The organism is Planomonospora algeriensis (assembly GCF_977012225.1).
The window spans coordinates 1-7,195 of the sequence record NZ_CDRNDK010000335.1; the positions used below are offsets into that span (position 1 = coordinate 1).

Annotated in this window: 6 protein-coding genes and 1 pseudogene; 5 read left to right on the top strand and 2 right to left on the bottom strand. The window is 71.9% G+C overall.

Annotation, left to right across the window (positions count from 1 at the left end; genetic code table 11):
* On the bottom strand, window positions 1–605 hold a 605-nt coding region (locus ACWJ6R_RS26555; RefSeq protein WP_449064847.1), incomplete at its 3' end, for a GNAT family N-acetyltransferase.
* Between the two features lie 144 nt (window positions 606–749).
* On the opposite strand from ACWJ6R_RS26555, the gene ACWJ6R_RS26560 reads away from it, so the two are divergent.
* From ACWJ6R_RS26560 to ACWJ6R_RS26570, 3 genes and pseudogenes are all read left to right on the top strand, one after another.
* Window positions 750–1,961: an acyl-CoA dehydrogenase family protein gene (locus tag ACWJ6R_RS26560; RefSeq protein WP_449064848.1), complete on the top strand. Its 1,212-nt coding sequence runs from the start codon at window positions 750–752 to the stop codon at window positions 1,959–1,961.
* A pseudogene (locus ACWJ6R_RS26565) lies at window positions 1,961–3,129 on the top strand (acyl-CoA dehydrogenase family protein). Before ACWJ6R_RS26560 ends, ACWJ6R_RS26565 begins: the two are co-directional and overlap by 1 nt.
* Before the next feature lie 84 nt (window positions 3,130–3,213).
* Window positions 3,214–4,293 carry an acyl-CoA dehydrogenase family protein gene (locus tag ACWJ6R_RS26570; protein WP_449064849.1) on the top strand — a complete coding sequence of 360 codons (1,080 nt, stop codon included), beginning with the start codon at window positions 3,214–3,216 and terminating at the stop codon, window positions 4,291–4,293.
* Between the two features lie 37 nt (window positions 4,294–4,330).
* Here the strand turns inward: ACWJ6R_RS26570 and ACWJ6R_RS26575 are convergent, their stop codons facing one another.
* Window positions 4,331–4,918: a TetR/AcrR family transcriptional regulator gene (locus ACWJ6R_RS26575; RefSeq protein WP_449064850.1), complete on the bottom strand. Its 588-nt coding sequence runs from the start codon at window positions 4,916–4,918 to the stop codon at window positions 4,331–4,333.
* A 237-nt stretch (window positions 4,919–5,155) separates the two neighbouring features.
* Here ACWJ6R_RS26575 and ACWJ6R_RS26580 point away from each other — a divergent pair, with 237 nt between their 5' ends.
* Window positions 5,156–5,884: an NERD domain-containing protein gene (locus tag ACWJ6R_RS26580; RefSeq protein ID WP_449064851.1), complete on the top strand. Its 729-nt coding sequence runs from the start codon at window positions 5,156–5,158 to the stop codon at window positions 5,882–5,884.
* A 161-nt stretch (window positions 5,885–6,045) separates the two neighbouring features.
* A partial coding sequence (locus ACWJ6R_RS26585; RefSeq protein WP_449064852.1) for an MCP four helix bundle domain-containing protein occupies window positions 6,046–7,195 on the top strand: 1,150 nt, incomplete at its 3' end.

Below are 7,195 nucleotides of genomic sequence, written 5' to 3' on the forward strand. Positions count from 1 at the left end.
GGGCGGTCTCGGGGCCGGTGGCCGGACGGGCGGTCAGCCGGGGCGCGGTGGGCGGGCCACTCGTGGTCGAGCACGCTGAAGTAGACCGTGTCGCGCCAAGTGCCGTCGGGGCGGCGGCGGTGGCGGCGCAGAGTGCCCTCGTAGGCGCAGCCGAGGCGCCGGATGGCGGCCTGGGAGCGGGTGTTGAGGTGGTCGGTCTTCAGCTGGACCCGGTTGAACCCGAGCGTGCCGAGGGCGTGGTCGATCAGGAGGACCTTGCATTCGGTGTTCACGGCGGTGCGCCAGACCGCCCTGCCGTACCAGGTCCAGCCGATCTCGACGCTGTGGTCGAACCCCGGCACGTCGATGTAGGAGGTCCAGCCGGTCGCCCGGCCGGTCTCCCGGAGGACCACCGCGAACGGCACGTGCCGGTCGTCCCCGATGAGGTGACGCGCGATGGCCGCCAGCTCCGCCTCGGTCTCCGGCACGGGGACTCCGAGCCAGCGCCAGACCTCCGGGTCGCCGCCCCCCGCGGCGAAGAGGTCGGGGAGGTGGGCGGGGGTCAGCGGTTCCAGCCGTACGGCGGCGCCTTCGAGGGTGACGGGAGAGGGCATGGTCGCGGTCATGCGGACGACCCTAGAAGGGGGAAGCGGCCGGTCCTAAGGTCCACTTGGTGGATTTTCCCGGAAGACCACCCGGATTCGGGAGGGACGGTCGACACTCATACCGTCCGGTCGGTACGCTCCGGGAGGACGAGGTGAGGAGTACCGATGGACTTCGGGTTCGACGCGAGGACCGAGGAGCTGAGGCAACGGCTGCTCGCGTTCATGGACGAGTGCGTTTATCCGGCGGAGGAGGCCTTCGAGGCCCAGGCCGCCGAGAGCGGCTGGACCGTCCCGCCGCTGCTGGAGGAGCTCAAGGCGGAGGCGCGCGAACGCGGCCTGTGGAACCTCTTCCTCCCCGGCGAGCACGGCGCCGGGCTGACGAACCTGCAGTACGCGCCGCTGGCCGAGATCATGGGCCGGTCGCCGAGGATCGCGCCCGCCGCCACCAACTGCGCCGCCCCGGACACCGGCAACATGGAGGTCCTGGCCCAGTTCGGCGACGAGCGGCAGCGCAAGGAGTGGCTGGAGCCGCTGCTGCGCGGGGAGATCCGCTCGGCGTTCGCGATGACCGAGCCGGCCGTGGCCTCCTCCGACGCCTCGAACATCTCGCTGTCGATCACGCGCGATGGTGGCGAGTACGTGATCAACGGCCGCAAGTGGTTCGCCTCCGGCGCGATGAACCCCGACTGCCGGATCCTCATCGTGATGGGCAAGACCGACCCCGAGGCGTCGTCGCACCGGCAGCAGTCGATGGTCCTGGTCCCCACGGACACCCCGGGCGTGCACGTCCGGCGCGGCATGCACGTGTTCGGCTACACCGACGCCGACCACGGCGGGCACGGCGAGATCGACTTCACCGACGTGCGGGTGCCGGCGGCCAACCTCATCGGCGAGGAGGGCGGCGGCTTCGCCATCGCCCAGGCCCGCCTCGGGCCGGGCCGGATCCACCACTGCATGCGGCTGATCGGGATGGCCGAGCGGGCCGTCGAGCTGATGTGCGCCCGCGCGCTGGCCCGGACCGCGTTCGGCAAGCCGATCGCCCAGCAGGGCGTCGTGCAGGACTGGATCGCCGAGTCGCGCGTGAAGATCGAGCAGCTCCGGCTGCTGGTGCTGAAGACCGCCTGGCTGATGGACACGGTGGGGAACCGGGGCGCCCACACCGAGATCCAGGCCATCAAGATCGCCACTCCGCGCGAGGTGGAGTGGATCGTGGACAAGGCCATCCAGGTCCACGGAGCCGGCGGCGTCAGCCAGGACTTCCCGCTGGCCGGCCTCTGGGCCGCGGCCAGGTCGCTGCGCCTGGCCGACGGCCCCGACGAGGTGCACAAGCGTTCGCTCGCCTACCGCGAACTGAAGAAGCACATGGGAGACCGCTGATGACGGCTGAAGAGGTCGAGTCACTGGCCAGGGAGTTCCTGGCCGCGCACGATCCGGGCGGCGACCGCCTGGAGTTCCTGCGGGCCCGGTTCGACGCGGGGCTCGCCTGGGTGCACTTCCCAGTAGGACTGGGCGGCCTGGGCGTCCACCGGGAGCTGCAGCAGGTGGTGGAGCGCGTGCTCGCCGGGACGCCGCAGCTCGACACCGGCGTCCAGGGGATCGGGCTCGGCATGGCCGCGCCGACGATCCTGGCGTTCGGCACAGAGGAGCAGAAGAAGCGCTTCCTGCGGCCGCTCTGGACGGGCGAGGAGATCTGGTGCCAGCTCTTCAGCGAGCCCGGCGCGGGTTCGGACCTGGCGACCCTCGCGACGCGGGCGGTCCGCGACGGCGACGAGTGGGTCGTGGACGGGCAGAAGGTGTGGACCTCCGGGGCGCACCACTCCCGGTGGGCGATCCTGGTGGCCCGGACCGACGCGGAGGTGCCCAAGCACCGGGGGCTGACGTACTTCGTCTGCGACATGCACGCGCCCGGCGTCGACGTCCGGCCGCTGCGGCAGATCACCGGCGAGGCCGAGTTCAACGAGGTCTTCCTGACGGGCGTGCGGCTCGGTGACGATCTGCGCCTCGGCGAGGTCGGCGACGGCTGGCGGGTCGCGCAGATGACCCTGATGAACGAGCGGGTCGCCATCGGCGGGCCCCGGTACGGCGCGGCGGCGGCATGGTCGGCGTGGTGACCGAGACCTGGCGGGCCCGGCCCGAGCTGCGCACCCACGATCTGCACCAGCGGCTGCTGAAGCTCTGGGTGGAGGCGGAGGTGACCCGGCTGGCCGGGGCCCGGCTGCGCGAGCAGCTCGCGGCGGGCCAGCCCGGTCCCGAGGGGTCGGGCATGAAGCTCTCCTTCGCCTCGCTCAACCAGGCGCTGTCCGGCCTGGACGTCGAGCTGCGCGGGGAGGAGGGGCTGGAGTACGACGACTGGTCGTTCCGCCGCTCCGACAGCGTGGACTTCTTCGGCCGCGGCGCCGGATACCGCTACCTGCGCGCGAAGGGGAACTCGATCGAGGGCGGCACCTCGGAGATCCTGCGCAACATCGTCGCCGAGCGCGTGCTGGGCCTGCCGTCGGAGCCCCGCGTCGACAAGGACGTGCCCTGGAAGGACCTCCCCCGATGACACGGAGTGAACCCGACGGCGTGAGCGGAGTGGTCCGCGAGGTACGAGTGGCCCGCGTAGCGAATGAGGAGCGGTGAGCGACCGATGACACTGCTGTACACCGAGGTCGAGGAGGAGCTCCGAGCCTCCGTGCGGGACCTGCTCACCGACCGCTGCGGGCCGGACGCCGTGCTGGGGCGGATCGAGTCGGCCGCGCCGTACGACATGGAGCTGTGGAAGACGCTCTCCCGGGACATCGGGGTGGCGGGCCTGCTGGTGCCGGAGGCGCTCGGCGGGGCGGGGGCGACGGCGCGCGAGGTCGCGGTGGTGCTGGAGGAGCTGGGCCGGGCGGTCGCGCCGGTGCCGTTCCTGACCAGCGCCGTGCTGGCGACGAAGGCGCTGCTGGAGATCGGCGAGGAGGACCTGATCCAGGAGCTCGCCTCCGGCGACGTCACGGCGGCTCTGGTGGTCCCGCTGGCCGCCTCGCCGTACCGGTCGCTGCCGGAGGCCGTCACCGTCGGCGCGGACGGCACGCTGAGCGGGCGGGTGCGCGCGGTCGCGGGGGCGGAGGTCGCCGACGTGCTGCTCGTCCCGGTCGGTCCGGGCGCGCTCTACCGGGTGGAGGCGGAGCACGCCCGCATCGAGGTGACGCCCTCGCTGGACCTGACCCGGCCGGTCGCGACGGTCGTCTTCGACGGCGCCCCCGGTGAGGTGCTCGGGCACTTCGAGCGGGGGAAGGTGCTGTCGTTCGGCGCCGGGCTGCTCGCCTCCGAGCAGCTGGGTGTGGCGCAGTGGTGCCTGGACACGACGCTGGCCTACATCAGGGAGCGCCACCAGTTCGCCCGGCCGATCGGGTCGTTCCAGGCGATCAAGCACCGGATGGCCGACCTCTGGCTGGACGTGGTGCGCGCCCGCGCGGCCGCCCGCAACGCCGCCGACCTGCTGGCCGAGTCCGGCGGGGACTCGCCGGAGCTGGCCGCGGCGGTGGCCAAGGCGTGGTGCTCGGAGGTGGCGCTGCACGTCGCCGAGGAGAGCGTGCAGTTGCACGGGGGCATCGGCATGACCTGGGAGCACCCGGTGCACCTGTATCTCAAGCGGGCCAAGGCGGGGCAGATCGCGCTGGGTTCGCCCGGCGCCCACCGCGACGCCGTGGCCGAGCTGGCGGACCTGCCCGGTCCCCTCTGACGGTCCCGCCGGCCCCGCCCGACCGCGGGGCCGGCCATCAGCCCCGGGGGTGCAGCGAGGTGAGCAGGAGGTCGGCGTAGTAGGCGCCCAGGGCGGCTCCGGAGATCGGTCCCTCCGGGCTGTACCAGGTGTTGAGGTGGTGGACCGAGCCGAAGAAGAAGTCGACGACGATGTCGGCGGGGGTGTCGGTGCGGAAGACGCCCTCGCGCTGGCCCTCCAGGATCAGGTCCCGGAAGCGCTCGTGGTAGACGCGGCGCTCGGCCCGCACGCCCTTGCGGGTGTCGGGGGCCAGCAGATGCATCGAGCGGAAGAAGATCTTGGAGTCGTCGAGGTTCTCGACGGAGGTCTGCACGACGTCGGCGGCGGCGCCGTAGAGGCGCTCGGTCACGGTCCCGGGGCCGTCGGCGAACTGGACGAGCCGCTCCATCTGCATGCGGAGGACCCGGCCGTAGATCTCGCGGAGTAGATCGTCCTTCGAGTCGAAATAGTGGTACATGGCGCCTTTGGTGACGCCCGCGGCGGAGACGATCTCCTGCACCGAGGTGCTCTCGAAACCCTGCTCGGCGAAGAGGCGGGTGGCCTCGCTGAGCAGCCGCTGCCGTACCGGCTCCTGGTCCTGGGCCATGTGCTCCCCTTACATCTGGTGAAGAAAGCATACCGACTGGTCGGTCAGAACGCCCACCGGATGGCGAAGCCGTGTTACTTGCGTCACCTTCGCATGCCTGGAGCTCCCGCTTGGGTATTTCATTATCCAAGGATCTTCAGCGTGGCAGGTCCATGTCCTTCCCATTCACTCGAACTGTGGGGGTTCGTTGTGCCTGGCGGATCTATCTACGTGCCGCCCGATGACCAGGTTCACGGGTTGTCACCGCAGGTGATGTACGAGAAGAACTGGCGCGAGGAGGCCAAGGAGCGCTGGAAGGCGCGCGGCCTCAAGGCGGCCGGGGGACTGATCGCGGGCGTCGCGCTGGCCTACCGGTTCGGTTTGCCGCCGGTGGTGCTCGGACTCTCGCTCGGCGTGCTGGTCGGCGTCGCCGACCTGGCCTGGGACTGGTGGTCCTTCAGGTCGACCGCGGTCTGGCGGGGCAGGCGGCGCGGCGAGGCCGTCACCGCGAGGCTGCTCCGCCGGCGGCTCCGCGGACGCGGTTACCAGGTGCTCGACGGCCGGGCCGTGCCCGGGCAGGCCTCGATCGACCACCTGGTCATCGGCCCCGGCGGCGTCTGGGTCGTGGACAACGAGGCGTGGGACCCCGACACCGAGATCGCCACGTACGGCGGGCGGCTGTTCTTCGGTGAGAAGTACGGGTCGAAGGAGGCCAGGGCGCTCGTCGAGGCTTCGGAGGCGCTGGCCGGGGTGCTCAGCCGGGAGTCGGGCGTCCCCGTCACGATCGAGCCGCTGCTGGCCGTGCACGGCGGGCAGCTCGTGCACGGCACCGAGCGCCGGCGCACGGTCACCGCGGAGGGCGTCACCCTGCTCAAGCCCCGGCACGCGGCCTCCTGGATCCTCGGCGCCCCCCGCCAGGAACTCGACGAGAGCCAGGTGGAGGTGCTCACCCGCACGGCCGCCCGGGTGCTGAGGCGTATGGGCTGACGCTCCGGGAGCGCGGCGTCCGGCGGGCGGATCGGAGCACGGATCGGAGCACGGATCGCGGGGCGGGCCTCAGGTGGCGGTCGCGGCGGCCGATGAAGGGGAGTACGAATCCCCTCCTCCGCTGCTCCCGCAGCCTCGGCCCATGCCGGAAGGATCTCACCGTGACCGACTCCCCCGCCGACACCGCGCGGCCCCTGGTGACCGTGCGCCGCAACCCGGTGCTGGGCTGGTTCGCCGACCGCCGCATCAGCGCCAAAATCATGATCACGGTGTTCGTCGTGGCGCTGATGGGCGCCGGCGTCAGCTCCGTGGCGCTGAACCGCATGAGTGCGCTGAGCGACGACCTGCAGACGATCCGGCAGGGCAACGTCCAGCGCCTGTCCCACCTGAGCGATGCCCGCGGCCACATGACCGCCCTGCTGCTGAACGCCAGCGCCATGTACACCCTCACGGACCCGGCGGCCAAGGCGCAGCTCACGCAGCGGCTGAACGAGGAGTTCGAAGGGATCGGCCGGGCGTTCGAGGCGTACAAGGCCGTCGCCTCCGACGATGCCGAGGCGCGCGGGCACGTCGCCGCCTTCGACGAGGCGTGGCAGGCCTACCTGTCGTACGTCTCCGGCGCGCAGTCCACGGGCGACCCCCAGGACCTCACCCCGGAGGCGATCGCCCAGTTCGACAAGGTCATGAAGGCCTTCACCGCCGCGATGGACAACCTGACGACGTTCGAGACGAGCAACGCCGAGGAGGTCGCCGCCGCGGCGATCGACGAGTACGAGAGCGCCCGGGTCCTCATCCTGACGCTGGTGGCGATGGGCCTGCTGCTCGCGCTGGCCCTGTCCCAGGTGACGGCCCGCCAGATCGTCCGCGCGCTGAACGCCGTCTCCCTGGTGCTGGGCGCCACGGCCCGGGGCGACCTCACCCAGAAGGCGGAGGTCACCTCGCGTGACGAGGCCGGTGCGATGGCGGTGGCGGTCAACCAGGCCAACGACGCCGTCCGGCGGGCCATCGAGACGCTGGCGGACAACGCCGACGCGCTGGCCACCAGTTCCGGAGAGCTGTCGGCGGTCAGCGACCGGATCGCCTCCTCCGCCGACGAGGCGTCGGCGCAGGCGGGCAACGTCGCCGCGGCCGCGGGACAGGTCTCGCAGAACGTGCAGACGGTCTCTGCGGGCTCGGAGCAGATGGGCGCCTCGATCCGGGAGATCGCGCACAACGCCGGCGAGGGCGCCAAGGTGGCCTCGCAGGCGGTGACGGTCGCCGCCTCCACCAACGAGACGGTCGCCAAGCTCGGCGCCTCGTCGGCGGAGATCG